Annotated in this window: 16 protein-coding genes and 1 pseudogene; 3 read left to right on the top strand and 14 right to left on the bottom strand. The window is 44.5% G+C overall.

What is annotated here, in order from left to right; all coding sequences use genetic code 11:
- Window positions 1–12 precede the first annotated feature (12 nt).
- The 9 genes and pseudogenes from MKY74_RS34815 to MKY74_RS34845 form a co-directional block, all read right to left on the bottom strand.
- Window positions 13–948, bottom strand: a complete 936-nt coding sequence (locus tag MKY74_RS34815) for a hypothetical protein (RefSeq protein WP_076176323.1) — start codon at window positions 946–948, stop codon at window positions 13–15.
- Window positions 949–1,170: 222 nt separating this feature from the next.
- Window positions 1,171–1,269: pseudogene (locus tag MKY74_RS35825) on the bottom strand (JAB domain-containing protein); the annotation flags it as partial.
- On the bottom strand, window positions 1,224–1,406 hold the full coding sequence (locus tag MKY74_RS35830) for a JAB domain-containing protein (RefSeq protein ID WP_076176326.1): 183 nt from the start codon (window positions 1,404–1,406) through the stop codon (window positions 1,224–1,226). The pseudogene MKY74_RS35825 and the gene MKY74_RS35830, both read right to left, overlap by 46 nt.
- 1,462 nt (window positions 1,407–2,868) lie before the next feature.
- Complete coding sequence (locus MKY74_RS34820; RefSeq protein ID WP_076176331.1) at window positions 2,869–3,753, bottom strand: DUF6807 family protein; 885 nt, start codon at window positions 3,751–3,753, stop codon at window positions 2,869–2,871.
- Between the two features lies 1 nt (window position 3,754).
- Entirely contained in the window at window positions 3,755–4,804 is a 1,050-nt protein-coding gene (locus MKY74_RS34825; protein WP_076176334.1) for a Gfo/Idh/MocA family protein, read from the bottom strand.
- An 86-nt stretch (window positions 4,805–4,890) separates the two neighbouring features.
- Window positions 4,891–6,714 (bottom strand): MGH1-like glycoside hydrolase domain-containing protein, encoded by a 1,824-nt coding sequence (locus MKY74_RS34830; RefSeq protein ID WP_167372940.1) that lies wholly within the window; start codon window positions 6,712–6,714, stop codon window positions 4,891–4,893.
- Window positions 6,715–6,806: 92 nt separating this feature from the next.
- Window positions 6,807–7,511, bottom strand: a complete 705-nt coding sequence (locus MKY74_RS34835) for a carbohydrate ABC transporter permease (RefSeq protein ID WP_167372941.1) — start codon at window positions 7,509–7,511, stop codon at window positions 6,807–6,809.
- A 170-nt stretch (window positions 7,512–7,681) separates the two neighbouring features.
- Window positions 7,682–8,590 carry a carbohydrate ABC transporter permease gene (locus MKY74_RS34840; RefSeq protein WP_076176341.1) on the bottom strand — a complete coding sequence of 303 codons (909 nt, stop codon included), beginning with the start codon at window positions 8,588–8,590 and terminating at the stop codon, window positions 7,682–7,684.
- 61 nt (window positions 8,591–8,651) lie between these two features.
- Window positions 8,652–9,968: an ABC transporter substrate-binding protein gene (locus MKY74_RS34845; protein WP_076176344.1), complete on the bottom strand. Its 1,317-nt coding sequence runs from the start codon at window positions 9,966–9,968 to the stop codon at window positions 8,652–8,654.
- 191 nt (window positions 9,969–10,159) lie between these two features.
- Between MKY74_RS34845 and MKY74_RS34850 the strand changes: the two genes are divergently transcribed.
- Window positions 10,160–11,953 (top strand): cache domain-containing sensor histidine kinase, encoded by a 1,794-nt coding sequence (locus tag MKY74_RS34850; RefSeq protein WP_076176346.1) that lies wholly within the window; start codon window positions 10,160–10,162, stop codon window positions 11,951–11,953.
- A gap of 12 nt (window positions 11,954–11,965) precedes the next feature.
- Window positions 11,966–13,000 carry a response regulator transcription factor gene (locus MKY74_RS34855; RefSeq protein WP_076176348.1) on the top strand — a complete coding sequence of 345 codons (1,035 nt, stop codon included), beginning with the start codon at window positions 11,966–11,968 and terminating at the stop codon, window positions 12,998–13,000.
- Between the two features lie 62 nt (window positions 13,001–13,062).
- Here MKY74_RS34855 and MKY74_RS34860 read toward each other — a convergent pair whose 3' ends face one another.
- A complete protein-coding gene (locus tag MKY74_RS34860) occupies window positions 13,063–13,278 on the bottom strand; it encodes a hypothetical protein (RefSeq protein ID WP_076176350.1) in 216 nt (71 codons plus the stop codon).
- 1,266 nt (window positions 13,279–14,544) lie between these two features.
- On the opposite strand from MKY74_RS34860, the gene MKY74_RS34865 reads away from it, so the two are divergent.
- On the top strand, window positions 14,545–15,828 hold the full coding sequence (locus tag MKY74_RS34865) for a S41 family peptidase (protein ID WP_076176352.1): 1,284 nt from the start codon (window positions 14,545–14,547) through the stop codon (window positions 15,826–15,828).
- Window positions 15,829–17,149: 1,321 nt separating this feature from the next.
- Here MKY74_RS34865 and MKY74_RS34870 read toward each other — a convergent pair.
- The 4 genes from MKY74_RS34870 to MKY74_RS34885 all read right to left on the bottom strand — a co-directional run bounded on the left by MKY74_RS34870 (window position 17,150) and on the right by MKY74_RS34885 (window position 22,206).
- Complete coding sequence (locus MKY74_RS34870; protein ID WP_076176354.1) at window positions 17,150–17,473, bottom strand: hypothetical protein; 324 nt, start codon at window positions 17,471–17,473, stop codon at window positions 17,150–17,152.
- 412 nt (window positions 17,474–17,885) lie between these two features.
- The gene (locus MKY74_RS34875) at window positions 17,886–18,293 is read right to left on the bottom strand and encodes an SMI1/KNR4 family protein (RefSeq protein ID WP_076176356.1); all 408 of its coding nucleotides are present in this window, start codon (window positions 18,291–18,293) and stop codon (window positions 17,886–17,888) included.
- An 11-nt stretch (window positions 18,294–18,304) separates the two neighbouring features.
- Complete coding sequence (locus tag MKY74_RS34880; RefSeq protein WP_076176358.1) at window positions 18,305–18,904, bottom strand: HNH endonuclease; 600 nt, start codon at window positions 18,902–18,904, stop codon at window positions 18,305–18,307.
- Complete coding sequence (locus MKY74_RS34885; RefSeq protein ID WP_084204237.1) at window positions 18,901–22,206, bottom strand: helicase HerA domain-containing protein; 3,306 nt, start codon at window positions 22,204–22,206, stop codon at window positions 18,901–18,903. Before MKY74_RS34885 ends, MKY74_RS34880 begins: the two co-directional genes overlap by 4 nt.

Genomic DNA, 22,206 nt, shown 5'->3' on the forward strand with positions numbered 1-22,206 from the left:
CCCCCTTGCCTACTATTCTGCAATTCGGTGTGATTGGCGTACGGCGAGCAGGAGCAGAATGACTCCGGATATAGCAAAAACCGAATTACCCACTCGATCAATTGCCGCTGTGTTACCCACTAATGTTGAACATAAGAAGCCTCCCCAAACGTACGTTAGAAGCAACCCTCCGGTCAAGGCGACTTGATGCCTCAGCCTCCAACCGGAGCGCTTGGACCAATTAATGACCAGACCAATCATTAAACCGAGCAGTAAGATCTTTACGACAACGCTCCACCAGCTCTCGCCGAGGACGAAAAACAGGCTGGATATAGCGAATGACGTTGCTCCGACCAACCATTTATTTGGCGCCTGAAGATTCGTTCGGATAAGTTGCTTTCTCCGTACGGCGAAGGCTGCTACGATGAACCCAAGTACCACGATAGCAGAGACTACGAGCTGCATCGTCGAGGGCAGGAAATGTTCAGTCTTCACATGATCCTGGAAAATCATGTAGACACCCGCCATAAACAACGCGCAAGTAACGAATAAACCAAAAGGGCCCACCCATGGCATCATTCGACGATTGGGAGCAAGCGACTCGATGATGGCAATAGGAACGCTTATGCTCCAAACGGCATGACCGACACAAAATGCAATTGTATTGGAGACACTAATGCCGAATAGTGGAATATATGTGGCATCCTGAAAGTCCCGACCGTCAAACGACATATTAAACAGCGATCTATCGAACAATGCCGGCTCCGCAATTCCGTAAGCTAAAGCAAGCAGTGCCATGGTCGGCCAACCGCGGCCCGTTTGCCGCGCAGCTTCCCGAATCAGCAAGGCACCGCCGCCATACATAGGCGCCAATACGATCAGTCCCGCGATATGCCGTATCGAAATATTGCCGAGTAAATATTCCCCCAGCAATGGCGCAAGGAAGAACAGTCCAAGTGCGGACAACATACGGCCTCCTGAATGGATTTTTATTGTCAACCCAAATCACATCCGTAAACAATTTGATCAACTAATCAGTTATTTGATCTCTTGATCAAATTATAATGTTGATACTCTCTACTGTCAATCTGTTTTAGCACCTAAATCTTATATGAGCATCCGCTTCAATTAAAAAGCAAAAAGGTCGAGTAGGTTCCCGGTCTCATAACGCTACATCCATACCCTGTTCTGTCATACTGACGAATCGCTGTTCGCCACAATGATATGATCCAAGACTTCAATCCTCATAACTGCCCCAACCTCAACAAGACGCCGTGGTAACGAAAGGTCTTCCTGATCCTGAGATTGGGTCTGGGGTAGGGTCGATTATGAAAGCAAATAATCGATGCCGCGTTATTAAGAATCGCTACTATAAACACTTCCCGCGGGTGGACCACGGCAGCATTCAAACTCCTTACAGACAACACTTGTACTCAATAACTGAATGCAATTCATATGAGGGTAAGAACCAGCCGATGAACCGGTTCTTATTCATTGACATGCGTTTTTTCCTTTTGCCTTCCGTTTATACTGTATTGCAACAGAGCATTTACAGAATTACTTGGCACGTTGGACAGCAAAAAGTATGAGAATAATACCTCTTCGTACAATAGATTGTTAAGATAAAAAGAACAGGAGTATAATATAATTACTCTTACAAAGTGTAAAGGAGTTGGTATAGATGTGGGATAAACTAAAAGATGGACTTACATCTAGGCATTTAACATGTACAAGCTGTAACAGCAAAATCAAAGAAGGTGAAAGATTTACAGCTAATATTACGATGCCTTCTGAAAGGGATATGTTAATATCAAGATTAGATAACGCAATTGCAAGAACCGCTAACAGTGTACTTTGTGAGAAATGTCAGTAAAATTTTTACCATATATTAAATAAACGGGTAACGTCAGCTCCAATGAACCGCCTTTTAACACAAGGTGGTTTTCTTATGGTCAATTATCAACATTAGATGTTAAAAAGAAGCCAAAAGGCGGTTTCTACTGAAGCTTATCGCAGGAGGGAAGCTCGGATTGAATTACAATCAAAGCTATTAATTGCCGAGAAACAGTTTGCAGATGGGGAAGAGCTACTTGATACCGGGTGATTTCAATAATCAGGAGGGAAATTGATACCGCCGAATAAGGACTAAATATACATATACTCCGACTGGAGTTGATAATATGGATGGGATTTTCCGGCCACGATGACGGGGAGGATTAAATTTGGCAATATCACATTCACATAAAGCAAAAGACTTCCGTTTTAATCGGAAGTCTTTTTTCTAAAGTCAGATATACTCTGAAATTGCGGATTTAACGACCTGAAGCCAAGGGTTATTTTCCACACTTTAGGCGGTTATTAAACTCCATTTTCCTGCATTTTTTAACAGGTGGGTAAAGAGGAGAGTTTTGCTAATCTAAGTACCTGTGGAGTGGTATCAATATGCATGGCGGTGCAGGTGGTAAGTGACAGTTTCTACACAAAGCGGACATCTCGCTAAAGTCTCGGTAAAAGCATGGGGTAGACAGACTCGAGAAGTTTGCTGGTACCTGGACTCAACCCAAGAGAATTCAGCCCCTCATTCTTTCGTTCAAGGTAACATCTACCTGTGTTTAGCTAAATGGCCATATGATAAGCTAAATATTGTAATATCTTGGCATCGTTTTTAGCTTATCGCCGCGTATAATCACCAGATTGTCAGACGGGCTTTTTTGGTGTAAAAGCGACCCTCTTTCTGAACATAAGGATTTTGAACCGGGTCACCTGCATATATAGGCTTGTTAACATAGTGCGTTTTCCTTGGCGGAAATAAATATAAAAAGAGAACCGGCCAAGGACCGGTTTTCTTTCTTACCATTAGGGCTAATTATATTTCGCGATCCACTGTCACTAATCCTTAGTCATATCACGAATAAATAAGGTGCTATACAAGTTCGCGAGATACTGCGGATCCAACTTTCCATCATGAACATAAAGGGCATAGCGAAGCCGAAGAAGCTCCCTGGCATTCAGCACGAGCGGGGCCTCTTGCAAGAATGCCGCCTGTAAAAACTGCATGTCCTTATAATCGTAGGTCAGCATCGGCGAAGGATGCCGCAAATTCAACGGATGGCTCATGATGCAAACCCCCGCATAGGGTCTTTCAACAAAGCCGTCGATTCTGCCGGTATAATCGCACCAGCTAAAGGCACGATTGTGTGCCTCCTCCGCAGTTGTCTCGCCTTGATCCGTCGTAATAACGGGTCCCAGGAACGTACGGGGAAGTCGGCAGGATAGTCCGGCATATCCTCCCCATGGCGTTTCGATGCCAACTTCAGTTCGGTCCAGGATGACTTTATCGCCTTCCGTAGAGAAGTCTCCCTCCCAATGGATCACATATCCATTGTGGTTTAGTGATTCAATGGCAACCCGCCGTTCCTCGTGGAGCAGAATGTCTCCCGCATGCGTTACGTAATCAATATGCTGCTTGAACCCCTTCCTTCCGCTAGTCTCCTCTGTGAATGCCCGGGTAACGGCCACGTTACGCTTGCCATGATACATAGACTCCCAGAAGTTAAGCCCGTTCAAATATTTCCAGGAAAAGAACAAGCCGGTGTGCCAAGGATGATCCCACGGCCGATACAGCGCAATGTCATGCCCTGCCGCCGTGCGCGCAATTCGGAACGAAGGATTGGGATCATCTTCTTCCCCGTATACATATTCCAGCAAGGTTCTTCCACCAGATATGACGGTCCACATCGCTTTATTTTGATCATGAGTAGTAATGAGTTCCATGTCAAATCACTCCTTCGGACTTGGAGGCGCTCTCAACCTTAACCGGCTTGCCCGTCCGACCGGACTCGTACATCTTTTCTGTCAGATGAATCGTCTTCAAAATTTCCCGCCCATCCGTATCTGGCCTCTGCCCATTCTTCACACAGTCCAGAAAGTGCCGCATTTGATTGGTCTGCGCATGCCCTGCCATGCCGGGGACATATTGTTTCATATCCACGAGCTGGTAACCGGCCTTGCTGTCCTCCGAACGGGCCGCAGACCGAATCCAAAGGCCGGTTCCTCCCTGGTGGGGGCCATAGAACATCGTCCCACGCTCCCCGTAGACGTAGAGCATCCCGTTGTCAGGTGGATAGAATGGAGTGTATCCGGTAAAGAGATGCCCTATCGCCCCGTTTGCAAATGTAAATTGGGACATCGCCCAATTTTCAGCCCCCTCCGAAGACCAGTCATCCGTAAACAGCTGATTTGTATATACCTCTTCAATCTCTCCAATCAAGTAACGAAGAGCATCCACGTTATGAATGGCTAGTGAGACGATGGCGCCGCCACCTGCCAGCTCCCCGTTATAAATCCAACTTCCCTTTGGAAACGAGGCCCGGAAATCAAGAAGCCACTCCGTTCGCACCGCTTGAACCGCTCCCAATTCACCACTGTCGATTACCGCTTTGGCTGCAACGCACCAGGGGGTATAGCGCCAGTTGTGGGCTACCATCAGCATTTTGCCTGTCCTGTTCGATGCTTCAATCATTTGACGGCATTCTTCAACCGAACGGGCCATCGGCTTCTCAATCAAGACATGCTTCCCGGCTTCCAGCGCGCGGATCGCTAAGTTGGCATGAAGGTGATGTGGAACGGCTAGCACGACAGCCTCCGTATCGGACGTATCAAAAAAGTGGTCGATATTAGGGTAAACATCACATTTTCCTACGAATGCACTCCGTTTGGAGGCATCTAAGTCACACACAGCGGTTAAGACGGCGTCGTCCCACTCTTGGATCGCTCGAATATGCTGCTGGCCGGGCCAGCCGAGTCCAATAACACCGATTTTCATGACAAGCCCTCCTTAGTAGATATGAATTATGATTAACCCTTTAATGAACTTTGCGAGATAAAGTATCCAAACTCGACGGTTCAGCCTTACGGTTGCGGCACGACGCCCTGATCCATAAGTGCGATGAATGCAAGCAGCCCACCCCAATGATAATAACGGTCACTGTTTTGTACGTCGCACCCTTCCCCCGTGCTCCCGTTATAATTCTCATGTACATGACCGTGCTCCACCCATTCTTTAAGGATCAGCGAAGCAGATTTCTCTGCAACTCGGCTGGCTGCCTCTGCCTTCCCCTGCTTCACCAAACCCAAATAAACCAACAGATTCATAGGAGCCCAAATCCGGCCGCGCCAGTAATCCTGATCCCCATACGCAGGATCGTTCCTCGAAATGGACGGCAAAATCCATTCGCCCCAAAACTCATCGGGATTATACAGATGTTCATTAATCATTCGCTCCACTTGTTTTTCTGTCACATAGGGCGTAAGCATCGGATAAAACAGAGTCGGGGATAACCGCTCGCTGAAAGAATCCGAATCAGTCCGCAAATTGCGAAAAATACCGGATTCCTCGTCCCATAGTTGCTGAAGGCCCTTTCCAAAGCGGTCGGCTCGATTCCGGAGATCTGATGCTCGGTCTGCTGCACCAAGAATGTCGGCGATATCGGCCAGTGCAAGACAGTCCATGATATAGAGCCCCATCAAGCCTGCATCAGCAAGTTCCAGTACATTCTTCTCCTTGTTAAACGGAATAAGATCGTACATTGGGGAATTGTCGAGACCAGACTCCAGTGCGGCTCCGAACGTATCGTTAACACCGTCGGTCTCCCACCGGTTTCCTGTTACGGGCTCCATGGGATTAGAGCCCCAAGCCAGCAACCCGTCTTGAATCTGCCTGTTACTCTTCCACCAATCGTTCCAGGCACAAAGCTTCTCAAATACTTCTTCCAGCAGCCAGCGCTCGCCGTATTTCCGGTACAATTGCAGGATAATGAAAGCTCCGACGGGAGGCTGGGAGCGGTCAAGCGAAACGTTCATACCCGACCAATCATAATTCGGTACGAACCCCGCTTTCACGGCCGAGCGAGTCATTTCGATGGCGTTCGCATACGCAAGCGCCCGTTGATCCTCCATACACATGTAGGCCGCGAAATAGGTGTCCCAACAAAACAACTTGTAACCTTGATCATTCCAAATTCGACTGACAGGGGTAATGACCCGCTTATTTTTCGGATCATAAATCGTATCCCAGGCAAGACAGGTTTGCATTGCATTGTAGATGTCTACGGATTTTCCATATTTAGAACGGCTATCCTGAAGGCCTTTTTTATTGCGTGACACGATGGCCTTGATCTCATCTAATGTGCGCGGAGATCCTGCCGATAAGCCAACAGCGCCGGTCAGCCGCTGGGCAAGATAAGGGCTATTGGCTGAAAGATGGCATTCCTCAACGATAGGTGACGTTGGGTAAATCCGGATCTCACCGTGACCGCAATCCGCCTCAACTCTGTCGCTACCCACGCCATGTTTGGTGATTCCCCGCCGGTTCCAGAGGAAGCCGCATTCCGCAACTAAAAGGGCTGGAACGGGCTGGTTCCGGAGTGGGGTTATGAGAAGCACAAGATCCTCTCCATCTGCAGCACTTTGAATTTGAAGCTCGATATCCTGCCAGATTACCAACAGTTCCGTATAATTGCCGTCATAGCTACGAATGCCAGGCCGTACAACCTCAACCCCTTGGCCCTGGCGGCCGATCAAACACTCCCGCAGATAGCGGCCTTCCCGATACTCCTTGATACCAAGCTGTATGGCTAACCCGTGCGGAAGGAGTACATGGGTAAGCACGCTCCGTGTATGCCAGGTATTCCAGCCAGATGCTAGCGATTGCTGTAATTCCAAATAAGCAGACATATAGAGTACCTCCTTCTTCAATGTACGCGCGTTCATTTTATTCTCTAGTAATTCCCTGGGGCACTCACTTCACTCGTTTGGAGTGGCAAACGTCACTTGATACCGGTTAGAGTGATTCCATCGACAATCTGGCGCTGGCCGAAGAAAAACACGATCAGGCAAGGAACTAGAGATACGACGGAGAAGGCCATCATGTAATGCCACTGCACATTGTACTGCGTCCGCAAAAACTGTATTCCGAGCTGGAGCGTTGCCTTTTCAGGATCTGACAGGAAAATCAACGGTCCCAAAAAGTCGTTCCAGGTATTAAAAAAGGAGAAGATCGATACCACGACAAGAGCCGGCTTCAAATTTGGTACGACGACATTCCAAAGCACGCGCGGCAGACCAGCACCATCGATGCGGGCTGCCTCTTCCAGCTCCTTCGGAATTCCCATCATGAACTGGCGAAGCAGGAAAATGGAAAATGCATCTCCGAAAAATGAGGGTACCCATAGGGGGAGAAACGTATTGTACCAGCCGATTTCCTTAAAGAGGATAAACAGCGGAACCATCGTTACGGCCCAAGGAACCATCATCGTTGAGAGCAGGATGACGAACAGCACATTCTTGCCGCGGGCGCGATACTTGGCGAAACCGTAGGCAACGAGCGTACACGAGACCAGCTTTCCGATAATGTTCAGCGCCGTGACATAAATCGTATTCCACATAAAATGAAAAACCGGGTACTGCTGAAAAAGCTCCACGTAGTTATTCCATTGGATAACTTTTGGCAACAGCTTCAAGTCGAGACTCATGACCTCATAAGGTGCTTTTAGTGAGGTGGATAGCATCCACAACAACGGAAAAATAAGCAGCACGGAGCAAAGACATAGCAGAATAAAAACAATAATTTGAAGTGGTCTAACCCGCTCTCTTCTGCGTTTTGAAGCGGTTTCAGATTTGCGTACAGGATTAGCCAGGGCTGTCATGAAGCATCTCCTCCTTCGTAGTACACCCATTTTCGGGAAGACCGGAACGTGTACAAGGCGCATAGAAGAGTCAATGTGAACAGCACCCACGATAATGCACTGGCGTAGCCGAACCGGGAATACGCAAACGCGTTCTGGTAGAGGTACAGGTTGAAGAACATGGTGGAATTGACCGGTCCTCCATTGGTAATAATGAGCGCCTCCGTAAATGCCTGAAAAGATGAGATCAAAAGCATGATAACGTTAAACAAAATGGTCGGAGTCAGTTGGGGAATCGTAATGGTGAAAAACTGCTGCAGCTTCGATGCCCCATCAAGCTCCGCCGCTTCGTACAAGCTTTCTGGAACATTTTTAAGCCCGGCTAAAAAGATGATGGCCGTACTGCCGACCGAATACAGAGAAGTCAGGATCATCGTTGGAAGGGCCCAGCCCGTACTCGTGAACCAACCAGGACCCGGGATGCCGAAAAAACCGAGAACCCCGTTCGCTAATCCGAAATTCGGATTGAATACCCATATCCAGAGCATGGACACCGCTACGCCACTCACCACGCTTGGCAGATAAAAAATGGTGCGAAAGATGCCGATGCCCGGCACCTTTTGGTTCATCATCAGTGCGAGTAGCAGAGCGGTTATGAGCGCAAGCGGAACACGAAACAGTACATAAATGACGGTTACTTTGAGCGACTGCCAAAAGAGAGGATCGACCGTCAACATCTCCCGAAAATTCCGCAGCCCGACAAATTTCGCCGGAGAGATCAAATCCCATTGATAAAAACTGAGAATAAGAGAGCCCAATATTGGACCCAAGGTGAATACAACAAGCCCGATGAGCCATGGTGAGATCAACAAGTAGAAGGTAAAGGAGTCCTTCCATTTTGTGTTTAGGTTGGATGGTCGGATCATGGGAACGCCTGCCTTTCCTTTAAAATGATCGTGGGAATGGTCCGCTTCTCACCCTCCTTCCTTATTCTGCTGCCTGTTTAAGTTCCGAATCGATCTGTGTTGCCAGTGAAGTCAACTTTGCCTTGATATCGGCATCTTTCTGAAGAAGGATATCCTGAATCGCTGGTGTAAGCAGCTTGTCACCTACAGCCCCCCAGTATCCATTCGCGAAATATCCACTGACAATGGCGTTATCCAACTGCTTGACGAACACGCCGAGATACGGGTCTTCGCTTTGTTTGCTGGATTCGGCCAGCTTTTGGGATACCGCAAGATTTGATTTAGCCCATTGTTTACCGATTTCCGAATCCGGTGACGTAATTTCCATCAGCAGGTCGAACGCTTCCTTCTGATGCTTAGATTTCTGAGCAATGCCTAATCCAGAAGTGTACAACAACGACGTTTGTTTGCCCGTCGACATGGTGGGGAGTGGCACGACACCAAAGTCAATGTCCGGATTATTTCTCAAATCTCCTTGAGCCCATGATCCATTAACGTTCATTGCTACTTGACCCGTGGCAAACAAATCAATGCCCTTCAGCGCGATCAGTTCTGCAGGGTTCGGCGCTACTTTGTCGACATTGTACAGATCAGATATCTTTTGGAATGCATTTACGGTTGCATCGCTGTTCAGATATCCGACGGCCGTGGAACCATCCTCGGACAAATAGCTTCCGCCGTTGCTGACGACGAAAGGTTCGAGCCAGTCTTTGCCCAGATTTAGATTCGCGCCGTATTGTTTAATTTTGGAGCCTTCCCGAATCGTCAACTTGTTGGCGATATCGCGGAATTCTTCCCAAGTCCACCCTTCCTTCGGGTACGGAATGCCGGCTGCATCAAACAACTTTTTGTTATAATAAACGCCAATGGTAGCACCACCGACGGACATGACCGGAAGCTTGCCGTCGATTGTCATCAACTTCTTTACATTAGGTATAATGTCGCTTAAATCATATTTCCCTTGGGCGAGCGGAGTTAGATCCGTCACGATGTTTTTTTGAATGTACCGAGTGAAGTTCTGCTCCCCGACTTGCATCAGGTCAGGCGGATTTCCTGCACCCAGCTCGGTCTGCAGTTTGGTCATGTAATTTTCATAAGGTGCGGCTTCAATTTTTACGGTCACGCCTGGATGTGATTCCTCGAACTTTTTCTTGGCATCGTTCAGGATCGCCGTGGTGGTCTCATCCGTTTGCCAGGTAGCAACCCTCAGCTCATACGACTTACCACTTAACCCGCCGGACGCCGTTTCTCCTTCGCCCGAACCCCCGCATGCTGACAAGAATGCGCTTGCAAGCAGCGGTAAGCAAAGCACGGCTCCCCATTTATTAAATCGTTTCATGTTAGCCCCCCTATCGTAGGTTTTGTTTGGAGTTGCTATTTTATTGTAACGGTGAAAAACAAACCGTCACAACGAGGTGGTTTTCTGGTTTGGTGCGTTTTCTTAGGCTCCTATGATTAACACAGTGGCGGTCTTCAGCGAATGTGGTACGATACAAATAAACCATTTTCCCTGAAAGGAAGATCGCAAGCATGTCATGGTTCAAACGAATCAGCATCAAGAAGAAACTTCTCGTTGCGTACCTTCCGCTCATTATACTGCCTGTTGTCGTGATCTCGATTGCTTCTTACGCCCTGTTCACTTATAAGATGGCCGAAGCATCTCAATTACTGGCTGAGCAGAACGCAAAAGAGATTAATCGTCATCTTGAAACCTACCTTGACGAGTTGGAACGTCTCAGCCTCTTCCCCTATTTCCACAGTAACGTTATGGATGTGCTCCGACGAAGCGGCCAGTCGGATTCACCCGAACAAATGTATCAAGAATATAAGATGTTTGACGACATGTTTGGCAACATCATGTTGAACCCTCGTCAGGATCTTTTGAACGTCTTTCTCTACCGGTCCGATGGGACCCGGTATTTCAATTCGCGCGTAAACGTTACACTAAATGGTGATTACGACTGGAAAGCATCAGAATGGTACAAGCGTACTACCGAAGCTAACGGATCGGTCGTTTACACCCCAAATGCCGGCCGTGATGGAAGGTTCATCAAGCTTCCTTATGATATTTTCTCTATTTCCAGGCAGATTAAAACCGAGAGCGGAAAGGCCGTCGGAACCATCCTTATTGATGCCAACTTTCAGGGCGTAGAAGATGTGCTTCGAGATATTGGGTTAGGCCCAAACTCTAATGTCGTACTAAAAAACTCCCAAGGCACCATTTTATACGCCCAGAACAAGCTGTTTCTTAACCTGCTCAGTCCGCAGAAAAAAGGTGAGGGCACCAAAATAAACGCAAATGGAAAAACGTTGTTTATTGGGAGTGATATCTCCCATAAAACCGGATGGACAACGGACGTCGTGATTCCATCCGCAAGTATTTATCAAACATTCATTTCCATCCGTCAAGTGATCCTTTGGCTGTCAGCTATTTTCTGCACCATTGCAGTGGTCGTAACCTATCTATTATCGGGAAGTATTACCCGACCTATCCGTGAGATGCACCGAATGATGAAGAAGGTGGTCAGTGGGAACTATGATGTTGAGCTGAAGCTGACCAGTCAGGATGAAATCGGAAGTCTTGGAAACGCTTTTATGAAAATGACTTCGCAGATTAGAGAACTTATTCATGAGGTTTACGAATTCGATATCCGACAAAAGGAGGCAGAACTCAATAATTTAAAAATGCAGATTCGGCCACATTTCTTGTACAACACACTGGAGGCGATCCGATCCCTCGCCGATTTAAATGACAATCACGAAGTGGCCCGAATGACCAGTAGCCTCGGCTCGATCCTTCGCTACAGCATCAAGACACATCAGAAGCTGGTGCCGCTAGACACGGAGGTCGAATATATCCGCCAATACTTAAACATTCATCAAATTATGAACGGCGACGCTGTTCATTTCGAGTTTGACATCGATTCGGGAATTTTACGATATTATTCGCTCCCCCTATTGTTCCAGCCTCTTATAGAAAATGCGCTTCAGCATGGGCTCTATGGAACGCGAAGCGGTGGCCACCTACGCATAAGCGGACAACGCGATGGGGATGATTTGCATTTTATGATTGTCGACAACGGTACGGGCATTCCATCATCAAGACTCGAGGAAATGAACCAAAAGCTAACTGAACCTGGAGTCCCCGCCGTCGAACAGGACGGACAAGGTATTGGACTTTGCAATGTAAACCGCCGGGTCAAAATCATTTTTGGGGAAAATTATGGCGTTACGATTAGTGTCAATCCGATTGGTGGAACGATCGTGCACGTGCGCATTCCGATCGTTTCCGTCCATCAAGAATCTCTAAAAATGCATGAATGAGGAGGCACACTTATGCCAAAATATTTGATTGTAGACGACGAGCCGCTAATTCGCAAAGGCTTAATCAAATTGATCACAAGAGTAGCACCGGGATGGAGTTTGTGCGGGGAAGCCTGGGATGGCCTTGAAGGTGTTCAGCTTGCTCAGAGCCTGCGTCCCGATTTGATCCTAACCGATATCCGCATGCCTAAGATGAGCGGTTTGGAGATGTCGGGAAAACTGATCGAGCTGGCGATTCCTATTCCCGTTGTCTTTTTCACAGGGCATGACGAATTCACCTATATACAAACGGCAATGAAAAACAAGGCCTTTGATTATCTCCTCAAACCCGTTAAGGAAAACGATGTTATGCAGCTATTTGATCGGTACGCACGTGAGATTGGGCCCGCCAAAGAAATCCGTCGGGAGGACCTCTCCCTGGTAAAGCAATACGAATTCCATCTGCAAAGCGTGCTCGAGTCTGGGAACGTTAGCCAGCTGGAACAGCTGGAATCCTGGTACGATAAACTTCAGGAGTTCATGAGTCTGCGCAACTTTGTCGAATTGACAACCCGTACGCTTCATTCACACCTTCTCCGGCACGATGTGATCGGCATGGAGTTTAAACCCGTGATTAATGATACAAACGCAACCAATGTAATTTGCAGCCTGCAAGCATTCTGTATAACGCAGCTGGAAGAAGTGCAGAACAATCAATCAAATCTGCTCATCCAACAGGTCAAAGACTGGCTGGAGCTGCATTTGGATGCAAATCCTTCGCTTACGGAAGCTGCCGAGCTTATACATTTAAGCCCGACATACTTCAGCGAATATTTTAAAAAGCACGTGGGAGAAACGTTTCTGAATTACATGGTTCGCCTTAAAATCCAGCGATCCAAGCAGCTGCTGGGTGACCATTCTCTGCGAATCTATGACGTGGCTTCTCGAGTAGGTTATACCGATCATCGGCACTTTAGCAGGGTCTTTCAATCCAAAGTCGGGCTAACCCCGACGGAGTACCGGAATCGGATCTTGGGTATCCACGAAGTCAGTAAAGAATTCGATTAATCATAAATGCCCGGCTTCACGCGTAGCCGGGCAGCTGATAAATTATTTATTTTTGGGGCTCGCTACTCCGCGCCCAGTGGTTCTAGGTAGACATAGCTGTCCAGCACCGCTTGATCACCAGCGATCTCAAGCGTCGTATGCCCGTCAAAACCATTTTCGACGAGAATACGGTAAACGTCCGAGATGTCAACGGCTCCTGTGCCAATGGCAATCGTGCTTATGCCGTAACCGGACCGCTTGCCACGCTCACTTTCCAGCTCATGTGTGGGTCTTTCCAATGGACTTCGTCTGCACTTGCTATGTATGTTTGACAAGAGATGATAAGCACACAGGTAAACACAAAAGAAAATAAATATCTAGTTGCTCTCACCATTTATATACAACCTTCTAAAATATGGTATTAGATGAAAATATACGGCACACCTCCTCACATGTTTGGAACATTTTCCTTGAAGTTCTCAAAATATATTATTACAACCTAACCAATAGGAATATAGCCCTATACCTTTGAATATATAAGGATATTGATCTACATTTAATATCTATCTCACCATGTTTTTATATTACTTAATTTCTTCATAAAATAACCGGTTTATTGAAAACTTGAGCGATTATCCATTCCGCTAAATTAAATCCTAAGTATAGAAAATGGCTATTAATTTTATGTTTCGCAATTGACGCAATCTAGTTTCCTTTCAGCGCAGACTTCTGCTGCAACCATAAAAGTCATTCTCATGCGACTAGATTCTGAAAACGGTGCATTGAACGAAAATCAGTTCCAAGTACGGAATTTGTCCTTTTATGAGTTTTTCATATAATGAATTTTTTTCATACCACAAATAAGGTAAGCCCATCAGCGGGGTTTGAGTGAGCTCAAGAGTTGAATTCCAAACTCTTTCTAACTGGGTTAGAATATAATTAAAAAGTGAGCTGGAAAGCTTTTAGGAAACAATGAAGTTTTTCGAGAGCTAAATATCACTGAAATTTATTCTCATCGAACAAACCAGTAAAAGTAAGTACAGTATAATGATTTCTAAAACAAAAGGAGTATATATGAATTATCCTGATCCGGATTATAATTCAATACCAACCGACTTTATTCCAAGATTTCGAAAATTAAAAAAACAGTGGTTTGTCTGGTCTAGTAGATGCTGAACAATTCTTAGAAGAAAGCAAATAAAGAGAAAATGCCCTTAAAATTTCTGATTCTTTAAACATGTATACTTTAGATAGGAAACAAGGATTAGCCTTCCCTGGTGGCTGATCCACAATAAATTGTGACTTTGGTTCAGGATCAAGTGGAATTGCTTTGTTTTTAAATCGACTTATAAAAAGAGAAAATAACTTTAATTTTTATATTGATGAATTATTATTTTAATGCAATAAATCACTTCTATACGGGGAATGGAGATGGAAGTAATCAAGGGGCTATAGGAACTTGAAGAAAGGTTGAAGCCGAAAAGAGATAGAAAAATGTTCGAGCGCTACCAAAATATTCGGTAGAAAGATCTTTATTTAATGAAGATTTGGAGGGGAAATATAATATGAAATACTTAGATATATTTGCTGAAATTGTAACTATTATGCATCAGGATTATGCAGGATATGAAGAGAAAAAGGGCTGGGATCATCCTGATTATTTTACAAAAAAAATAGAGTACCTCGAAACAAATGAATTAATTACGCCGCAACTGTTTGCTGAAATTGTGAATGAATACCTTATTAGTTTCCAAGATCGTCATATGTATTTTAACTTACATAATTCAGAAAGGGTAGAAGTTAAAACATGTGGTTTTACTGTAAGGAATTACGAAGACACCTTATACGTAACTGAGGTTAATGAAGAAAATAGATTTGGAAAAGGCGCAAAAATTGTTTCCATCGACGGACAACCCATTTCTTCGATAAGAAAACTGAACCGAAGAATGCTTAAGGAATCTCATCCTGAGAGAGAAGAGTGGGATGAAATCCTAAGCAAAGCTACGTATTTTGAGCTTATTAACGAGAATGAGGATTTATTAAAATTGGACTTAATATTGTATAGACGAACTCCTAAAAAGTCAACTTATGCTATTGATTTTATCAATGAAAACACTTTATTATTAACCTTTTCTGATTTTGGAGATACCAATAGCATAGTTAGTTTAATTGAAGAACATAAGCATGACTTGCTTGAAAGTAAAAATGTAATTGTTGATGTCCGGCGTAATAGTGGAGGGAATGCTCATGCTTTTTCTTCTCTGTTGAAATATATCTTTAAAAAAGGAGAAAAACCAAGTTCTGAACTTAAAGTACGAGAATTTAATTGTTCTGACCGTAATGTGAAATTATTTTTAGAACAGGCAAAGAAAGTTCGAAGTTCAACAGATAATGAAGAAACTCTTAAAATGGTAGAGTTTGCTGAACATCAATTTAAAACATATCGAAATCAAGGTTTTGTCGCTTTTGACTTTTCGGAGTTTATTGCAGAATTAGAAAACAATTTCGAGGGGGAGAATAACCCGGAAAATGTAATTATCTTATCTGACTGTTATTGTGCAAGTGCCGGAGAGGAATTTGTGGAGACAAGTAAAGAATCATCCAAAGTAACAATAGTAGGACGTGCCACCATGGGAATAAATGATTATAGTGACATCGTTTGTCTCAGTTGGGACAAACAGTTTTCTCTATGTTATCCAATATCAAGACTTGAACAAAAAACAGAAATAGACCCGATACACGGAAAAGGAATCCAGCCCCATATATATATAAAATGGACACCTAAACATATTGAAGAAGATATAGATTTACAGCAAGCATTGAAATTAATTAATAAAAGAGACAACTGAATAATAAGATGGTTTTTTATAATTATAAGAAAAAGGAGGGTTTTTTCTGTTTTTTGCTTCTTCTCTGCTGCTGGATTTCCTCAGTTGGTTAAGCCCTCCCCCGCATTGCTAAGATCGATTCCTACCTTGCAAGCTACCCATACGCTCCGCCAGCCGGACCTTGGGATCGTTTAACCGAATCTGAGCTGACTCAGTACTATGCCATTATGAATGATTGGCAAGAGCTCTGGCAACGTGCACTGAAACTCCGTGACCAAATTTCGGCTCGTAGGAAATTATCCGATTCCTCATTCGATTCGGCCGAAAAAAATTACGAGAACGGAGAGACGATAGGCGAGGGGTGAATTCTCCCCCTCCTCTCCTCATTATAAACGTTCACATCCTTTTGCGGTCACCAACAAATTAACAAACCTACCTGACATAATATCACTCATTCGCAATCAACTAATTGCTCCAGGAGGTACATCAGGAAGGTTTAGAACATCCCCCAAGCTTTCATACACTTCATCAATCAGCTCTATAATCAAATATAGGGCAGAGAAAGGATCCTGTAGATGGTTTTTTGGGTTGTTCCTCCCATGGTCGGAAATGCAACTAAACAACCTTCTAATGCTTTCGCTTCACACCGCAACATTTGTATGAACAACTCATCTCCAATTAAAATTCCGTTTTTCCATGTTATTTCTATACCTCTGCCATGATACTTTCCTTTTATCGTAAACAAGATCACACCTCTAATTTTTATAATAGGCACCTTTTTATTTGATTCTAATTCTTTTGCATAACCTCTGACTTTTTATCAACAATGCTTTTGTTGACATGCATACATTACTTTATTCTGTTTTAATGCTAATTGAAATAAAACTTCCGAAAATAAGTAACTCCACTTCAGTTTGCACCAGTCATCAACAAGGCTAAGAGTCCCGAGCTGTCGAAATTGAAATCATTGAGACACTTGGACAATGCCTGATTGTCGCGGAACTTCCCACCAACAAGGTGGATGGGGCTTTCTCTTTGTCTAGGTACAAGAACCCCTAATCCTTCAAAATCAGAGCTAGGCGCATCTTCTCCTTTTTCAAAGCGAGGTAACCCCAGAAGCGAAATCTCTGTCAGTACCGAGACGTTCTGACACCTTTCTCTCCGCCGTGCGGTGCATTTTAAGGTCTCAATGATTCACATATAGTTCTACAAATTAAACGATTTATGTTTCCTTTCTCACTTTTCCCTATTCTAACCTACACAGATATTTTTCAATCCCTTCTTCCGCAAAGGATTCCTCTTGAAGCTCTGCTCAAAGCCGTTATTCTCGAAGCAAAAACAGCTAATGATGTTCTTTAGAATAAAGGCTTTTCAATAGTTCCCTCGCTTTAGTCTTTATGGCTGCTGTCATGCTCGGATGGCTTGAGTTAATTGCTGATTTAAGCATCTCCATTTCCCACTTATTAGAGAAAATGATAGTTGTGTAGTTTATTCTGGTGACCTGTGCATCAATTGACGACGCTTTGGGATTTGAAATCAGCAACTTCCGGGCAAGCTGTTCCTTGTTCGAAGCAGTAGGCTGATCAAAATATCTACGATAATCCTCGTAATATAAAACAAAATTAGATAAACCCACTGAAGCTCTGGCCCGATTAAAATTCACCATATCTACCCTCACACCCACTTTCAAACACTATTTATCATTAATTCTAAAGAAACATAACTACGTATCTTAGATGTAATCCCATTAAGGATAACTCAGAGATATTTTAGAGTATAATATTTCCAATAGGGGAAACAGTTCTCCAAACGAATATTCTTAAAGGCCATCCTTTACGGGATGGCCTTTTCTTTATCCAGATCATAAAAATGGAACCAAGATACAACAGCTCCCCACGACTTCCCTTTAGTGTTAATCACAATTTTACAAGATATGGTTGAAGTGAGCAATATAATGATTTATCCTCATGCTATTCTGCCAGTTAGTTTAACAAAGGCAGCCGTTCCATTTATGAAAAAAGAGCCAAGCCATATGGCCAGCTCTGTCACATTTTCGAAAATTGATTTAATAGAATGAATTAATATAAACCACGAAGAAACTCGGTAAAGCTGTCAGCAATCTTCTCCTTCGTATTCGTTTCATGCTCCCAGAACACGATGCTTTCATCGGTCACCTGATAACAGATATAGTTACCCGCTGGATCAGAAGCGAATGGAATAAGCTTGTCGTCTTCTGGCTTCAATACATCATAGGCTTTATAGATCGTTTCAAGATCTCCTTCATTAAAAGAGAGCAAGGTTTTCAGCACGCGATCCTTTTTCACCGAAGTATTAAACCCTTTTTTATCAGGCCGACCACCATTGTACTGCTTGAAAACTGCAACGAGATCCAGAGGTAGCTTCACATTATAGCTTGATTCAAATTGCTCAATCGCCAGCTCAGTGCCTAATGGCTTAACATACTTCCATGTTAGTTGATTCATCATTTATCCCTCACTTATCGATTATCTTTACCGCCACCCCAGAATACTTTTCCGCCAGTATGCCCAGTTTTCGCATGAATCTCACTATCTAATAACTGCATCTTTCCTTTTTCTGCATCATGATGCCATGTATAGCCGTCTGGAGTCTCGCCATCCATAAGCTGCTCTAACTGTTCATCGGTAAATTGTGCTGCAAGTTCAGGCTCATTCTCAACTGCTTCTATTAGTTGACGATTACACTCAGCAAATTGATCCTTATCTGAAGCCTCGAGCAGTTCATCTGGAAGCTGCACATCCTGCTTACTTTCAAACTCAGGAACAACTACCTCCACTTGTTCACCATTATTCAGAGTGATAACCTTCGCTTCAAATGGGACCCCTGTCTCTGGATGAACCGATCCCTCTAAATGCTGATTACGAGTTGGAACTTGTCTTATCCCATCCTCTGGATAGCTCTCCGTGCTCACTCCCTCAGTTAGATTCATAGCTAGAGGCTTATCAAATTCCGACATCGGTTTATCGGAGGTGTATCGCTCAGCAAGCTTGCCAAGTGGACAATTTTTAAACCGCTCGGTAGGAACTTCCTTCACTTCGCTTATCATCGCTAAATTCATAGCTGTCCCCTGCTTTCTTCCATAATGGACTCAACCCACTGCATATAGATTCGTTCACGTACTTCCCGATCTTCCTGCCTCCTGCTCATGTCCTTCATGAAACATTGACTTAATGTAATGAGCACCTCGTAGGAGGCATCCTCAAACAGCTGACGACCAAGACGTATTAGGCGATCGGTAAGGTCCTCATGATCCGCAGTTGAGAGAACAAGCTTCTCAACACGCTCACGAACACCTAATATCGTTGTAACATGGCGAGCAAGTCGCTGGAGTTGATCATCTCGCCATAGCTCCAAGCGATGATTCTCCCTATAATCTAGGAGCTGTTCTTCGATAAACTCACGACTATCTACCGTTAAGTTCAACGTGTGCAGGCCACGTTCAATCTCATCTACATCAAAATCCAATCTTTCATTCACTCTACCTTGAAGCAGTAGATGGACCAGCAATTCAGTAATCTTTTTACGATTTAGACTCTTCTCTTGAGCATAATAATGATAAGGCTTCTCCTGCAACTCACATTTACTAATTTTAACAAGTACAGGATCTACCCAATCATTTTGATGGATTGCAGCCACCCCTTGTTCAAGCTTAGCGAGTTCCTTTACTTGATCGTCATCGAGCGTTGCCGAATAGCCTACTAGCTCACGATCACTAAGCTCAGGAAGTCGCAAAATAATTTTCGTATTCGTATTGCGGATGACGGATAGATCCAATAATCCTGGTGATTGGTCGACAATAATAAAGCCCTCACCATAGGTCCTCATCTCAGCAATCGAATTTGAAAGCATCTCTACTGACTTTCCTAATAGATTCGCCCCGTCGGAACTCTGCTCTGTCGACGTACGCTTTAGGAGATGATGTGCCTCCTCTAGCACTGTAATATGCCGAAGCACGCTATTACTATGACTTGATGACATCCGATATTCATTGAGCTTCATCACGAGCAAGCCCATGATAAGTGCCTTCGTTTCAACCGAACCGATTCGACTTAGATCGACGACGACATTCCGATCAAACAACTCCTCGTCTGTTAGATCATCATGGCAGAAGATTAAGCCATTCAAGCCATTCGTTAACGAGCGAATACGTGTGATAAGTGCGCCCGAATAATCTCCCTTGCTATCTGCAGAATATTTTGATTCGTTAATAACCGTCTCAATCTGCTCTAATAAATCGACGAAGTTCGGATAAAGCCTCCCCTTCGTATTCTCTGAGGTTTCAAGATCCCAGCCAGCGATCATATACGCTCGCTCCATCGCATCTTTAAGAATAGCAGGCATTGCCGCATACATCGGCCAACATACATTGAACAGTTCTACAAGACGGTCCAGATGTTCTAGCACATGTACCTCTGCCGGGAAGCAGAACGGATTAATTTTTAGTAGATTTGCAAGCTTCGGATTCGTCCCATAAACCGTTACATCAGGAGCATGACCGAATACATTTTTGTATTCACCTTTAGCTGGTTCAATAACTAAAAACGGCACGTTGTATACATTTTTGAGCTGATACAAAATCTCATATGTCGCATTACTTTTACCTGAACCGGTCGAGCCCGTAATTAAAGTATGCATCGTCATAGAATCACGACTAAGCCGAACCTTCGTTGAACTTTCCTTCCCCATCGTAAACATACTACCGATAATGAATTCGTTATCGCTGCTTTTATTGCTGTACTTCACAACCTCACTACCGAACTCAGCATGCTCAATCACTGGAAAGCCTCCGACGGATTTACGAGGTAAGCCCATCTGAATCGCAAGCTCGTTACTGCTTACTAGCGATGAAGCCGTAACTGGAAAGATTGCAGAAGGTGAATGATAGATGAATTCAGGATGAATAAAATTCGTCACGTACTCTCGGATCAGTGGAAGCTTTGCTCCAGATTGACGTCCCCAATAGTTGATTGCGGATGTTTCCACACCTGATTTGGTACCCTTCATTAACGCCTTATACAAGCTTGCCGCCATCTCAGCCGTTTCTTGAGTGTCCGATAAGAAATATGTAGCACATTCCCACATTCCTAAGCTTTCAAACTCATCCATTCGCTTCAGCTGAAGCCCGATTCGATCAAGCGTATCTATAATTGTTTTATTTTGCATCGTAAGCTGCATCGTATCAGTGGTTCCGTTCGTCAGGCCCTTCGTCTGCGTATAGTTTTCCGAAGTCCCGCTACCACTTGTATACGTCTCACCACGTGTCTCCGAAGTGTTTTCTGTATAATTTTCAGTGATTGAGGTGCCTTTCGTTTTCGTTTTCGGTTGAATCGCATTAACAGCCAAGCTACCAGTCATAATGGCTCCTGCCGCAACTAAGCTCCCCCCACCTGTTAATGGAGCTGTAACGAGGCTCGCAACCCCGAGCAGAGAGGTCGCTACACCCTTTCCGATCATTCCTAAACGATCCGTTTGCGTCTCAGATTGATTGCTGGACGTTCCCTTCGTATCGCTCGTCCCCTTCTGCAAAGAGGTATTCGTAGCATTAGATGTGCTTGTGGACGTTCCCTTCGAAAAGGCATCTGAAATGTTCATCGCCATCTGTGTTCCATAGCTTAGCTGCATGTTCGCAAATGGTGAAATTTGCGTATAAATCGCTTCATAGGCACGACGAGTATCCAATAGCTGTGCACTGGATGCTCCCTTAGCCAAAACGACCGCCGTATAGCGTTGCCCCTGCATAGCCAGAGTAAGCTTTTCCAGTCCTTGTATAAAGCTATTATTATCATTGAACTCCTCATCCTTATTCTGGGCAACGCAGGACACAGCAGAAATATGCTTAGAGGGCATGTTTTTCAGAAATTCTTGTGCTTCGTCATCCAGCAAATCCGTCGTTTTCACGCCAGGGAAATGCCCACTTAGCGTATTTTTCAACGTATCCTTCAAAGACTTTGTTGTACGTTCATCATCTAACGAGCGAACGCCCATATAGAAGTTTGTCTTTTTTCCATCGCTATCTACAATAAGGAAGACACCGCAATTTAAGTTCTGAACCGAATTGAAAACCGAGGCAAATTTATAGGTCGAGTACTCATCTTTTTGATACACCATCTCATTGATTTTGAAAAAGCGAATATCACTGATCCGCTTTAGCTCTTCTGGTAACGGAACAACATCAAGATCAGATAGCTTTGTCAAATAATTTTTCAGAACTAAGTCGTCAATAAGCAACGTCGCTTCATCCAGCTGAATCTTCAACATGTCATAGCTTGGCATATTGCTATTTCTCATTGCTACTAATTCAGCATCACTTGGTGCAATATCCCCTTCCTTATTTCCTGACAATTCTACGAAGTTACCCAT

The organism is Paenibacillus sp. FSL R5-0378 (assembly GCF_038009285.1).
Lineage (GTDB): Bacteria > Bacillota > Bacilli > Paenibacillales > Paenibacillaceae > Paenibacillus_AQ > Paenibacillus_AQ favisporus.